Source organism: Pseudomonas sp. R62, from assembly GCF_000257605.1.
Classification (GTDB): Bacteria; Pseudomonadota; Gammaproteobacteria; order Pseudomonadales; family Pseudomonadaceae; genus Aquipseudomonas; species Aquipseudomonas atacamensis.
In genome coordinates this window covers 1,777,750-1,780,231 of the sequence record NZ_JH635999.1, presented here as the reverse complement: position 1 = coordinate 1,780,231, position 2,482 = coordinate 1,777,750, and the positions used below count along the sequence as shown (strand labels likewise).

General features: G+C 60.5%; 2 pseudogenes. Both read left to right on the top strand.

Annotated features, from left to right (window positions below):
- Positions 1–110: pseudogene (locus OQK_RS31885) on the top strand (hypothetical protein); the annotation flags it as partial.
- 159 nt (positions 111–269) lie between these two features.
- Positions 270–2,482, top strand: a pseudogene (locus OQK_RS25905) (adhesin); the annotation flags it as partial.

Sequence of the window (2,482 nt, the reverse complement as noted above, 5' to 3'; positions counted from 1 at the left end):
CGCTCGGCAGCACCGGGCCGCTGGTGCTGACGCGTTCGACCAGCATCGACAACCGTGGCGGCCAGATGATCAGCCAGAGTCTGCTGAGCCTGCTCACCAGCGGCGATCTGAACAACAGCCAGCGCGGCACCATCGCCGGCAGCGGCCAACTGAACCTCACCGCCGGCGGCCTGCTGCGCAACGACGGCGATGGCCTGATTTCCAGCGATGCCGCTGACGCCACTCTCACCGCAGCCGCACTGAACAACGCCGGCGGCGCGGTGCAAAGCATGACCGCGCTGACCGTCCACACGGGCAACGGCGCAATCGATAACCAGGGCGGCAAGATCATCGCGCAGAACGGCGACCTGAACCTCACCGCCGCCAGTCTCGACAGCCGAGGCGGCGTGCTGTCGAGCCTCAAAGGTCTGCTGCAAACCCGTCTGACCGGTGTGCTGCGCAACGGCCAGTCAGGCAAGATCGAAGGCAGTCGCCTCGACCTGCGTGCATTGGGCGGCATCTACAGCGACGGCGGGCGCATCGCCGCCAACAGCGGCGACATCCTGCTCAACGCCGGCGGCAACGCCCTCGACAACAGCGGCGGCGGCATCTATGCCCGCGGCCAGGTGAACGTCATCGCCGGCTCGATGAACAACACGGCCGGCCAGGTCAGCGGCAGCCTCATCGACATTGGCCTTGGCGGCAATTTCGCCAACAACAGTGGCCTGATCGAAAGCGCCAGCAGTCTGGCGATTCGCGCCGCCAACCTCAACAACCAGAGCGGCAAACTGCGCGCCCTCGGCACAAGCGGCAAAACCGATTTCCAGATCGGCAGCCAGTTCGACAACCGCAACGGCCTGGTGGAAACCGCCAACACCGACTTCACCCTCGCCGCACCGAGCTTGCTCAACGCTGGCGGTTCGGTGACGCATGTCGGCCTCGGTGAATTCGGCATCTCCACCACCAACGTAATGAACGCCGGCGGCTCACTGGTGACCCGTGGCGGCCTGACCCTGAACGCGGACAGCTGGACCAACAGCAGCGTGATTCAGGCCGGGCGGTTGACGGTGAATGTCGGCAATTTTGTGCAGACGGCCAGTGGGCAATTGCTGGCCTCGAATCAGTTGGTGGGACGTGGCGGGAACTGGACGAACGAGGGGTTGATTGCCAGTGATGGCGGGCTTGATATTCAGTTGAGCGGGACTTACGGCGGCAATGGGCGGGTGAGCAGTGTCGGCGATCTGGGGCTGCTGGCTTCGCGCATCGATTTGAGCAGCGTGGCGAGCATCACCGGTGCATCGACCGCCACGGTCACCAGCCGTGGCACCCTGTCCAATCTGGGCCGGCTCACCTCGGCCGACAGCCTGACCGTCAATACTGCGTCGCTGGTCAACAACGGGACGTTGGGCAGCGCCGCCAATCTGCGGATCAACAGTGATTCGTTGCTCAACGAGAACGGGCTGATCTTCAGCGGCCGTGACATGAATCTGCGCGTTGGGTCGCTCACCAATCGTTACGCCGACATCTACGGTATAGGCAATATCAGTATTGCCCGCGATGACAGCAACGGCTGGAGTTCTTCGATCGATAACATTTCGGCGACCATCGAAAGTGTGGGTGATCTGAGTCTGGCGGCGGAACGCATCGAGAATCGCAAGGATGTGTTTGAAGTGGCTGCTGGAGGAGGTCTGATTTCCGGAGCGATTGGCGTTCGGTGCTATAGCTGTATTTCTTTCGGTGACTTCAGTCAAGGAGATGCATCCCCGAGTCACATGGTGTGGGTTGAAAACTACAAGTCAACCATTGTTCGAGATTCAGCTTCGGGCACTTTGACGGCGGGCCGAAACTTAACTGGCATTGGCCGCGAGTTTTTAAACAACGCCTCCGCGGTCAGTGCGGGCAGCAATCTGACACTTAATGTGCAGAACTTCACCAACCAAGGGGCGTCTGTAGGTGAATACACCGTTACCCGTTGGTTCAATGCTCCCAAGGGCCCGAGATTCTGGGAAGAAGTTCTGAGCTATAACGCGGCTAACGATCCGGATTACGATTCCGGAGCGCTCGGCTATATCGCGGGACAAGGTGCATTTGCCAGACCCAACTTGCATGTCTGGAACGCCAATGAGGTCGAATCGTTGACGCGTGTGCGCAGTCGTATGTCCGGTGGTGAGGCTGATCGGTATATCGCATTCGGTTCAATCCATCTCGATTACGACGGCAAATTCTATATTCCAGCCCCCCATTACAATGACGGCGTACGAGTAGAGGCACCTGACGCCGTCAAGAACGCAGCGTTCTTCAGAGATAGCATCGTTGAGCGCAGCCCGACTACAAATGCCAACGCAGTCGTTCAGGCAGGCGGCACCGTCTACATAAACGCAACCAACAAACTGGACAACGGCGTCGTTCGCAACGGCAACGCATCGGTCGGGGGAGCATCGCGCCTGGGGTCCACCCAACTGGCCGGCCAGGTCACGCCAACCGTCATTCGCATCAACGCGCA